The following is a 749-nucleotide window of genomic DNA, read 5'->3' on the forward strand; positions in this document are numbered from 1 at the left end:
CAACGAACGCCAACAGAACAACCGTCTTTGGGTAAGTCAGAACAGCTTTTAGCGCTGGTTTATAGCTCGCTATAAGTAAGCGATTGATTGGGTTCTTTTTCTCTGGAATCACCTTGCCGCGAATAAAGTAGCCCATCAATACCGGAACCAGCGTAATGGCGAGACCGGCAGAGGCGGCCATTGCATATGTTTTTGTGTAAGCAAGAGGCGTAAAAAGCTTTCCTTCCTGCGCTTCTAGCGTAAATACAGGAAGAAAGCTCAGGGTGATGATCAATAGGGAAAAGAAAAGAGGTGGCCCGACTTCCGTTGCCGCCCGTCCGATTACCTCCCAGCGGTTTTCATTCGTGAGCGGCGTTTTTTCCATGTGCTTATGCACGTTTTCGACCATCACAATGGCCCCATCAACCATGGCGCCGATCGCTAATGCGATTCCGCCAAGCGACATGATGTTGGCATTCAAGCCTTGCTGATACATGATGACAAATGCGGTCAATATACCCACAGGAAGACTGAGAATTACAACTAAAGAAGACCTCAGGTGAAACAAAAACAAAGCACAAATGATCGCCACGACAACAAATTCTTCAACTAGTTTTTCAACAAGGTTATCAACTGCTCTGTTTATCAACCCGGATCGATCATAGGTAGTAACTATTTCCACCCCTTCCGGTAGTCCAGCCTTCAACGAATCAAGTCGTGCTTTGACGTTACTAATCACCTCCTGTGCGTTTTCCCCAAAACGCATGACA

Annotated in this window: 1 protein-coding gene; it reads right to left on the reverse strand. The window is 46.7% G+C overall.

Translation table 11 applies throughout. From position 1 onward, the window contains the following. On the reverse strand, nt 1–749 hold a 749-nt coding region (locus A3750_RS23480), incomplete at both ends, for an efflux RND transporter permease subunit (protein ID WP_197475269.1).

The sequence above is a fragment of the Oleiphilus sp. HI0079 genome, assembly GCF_001635105.1.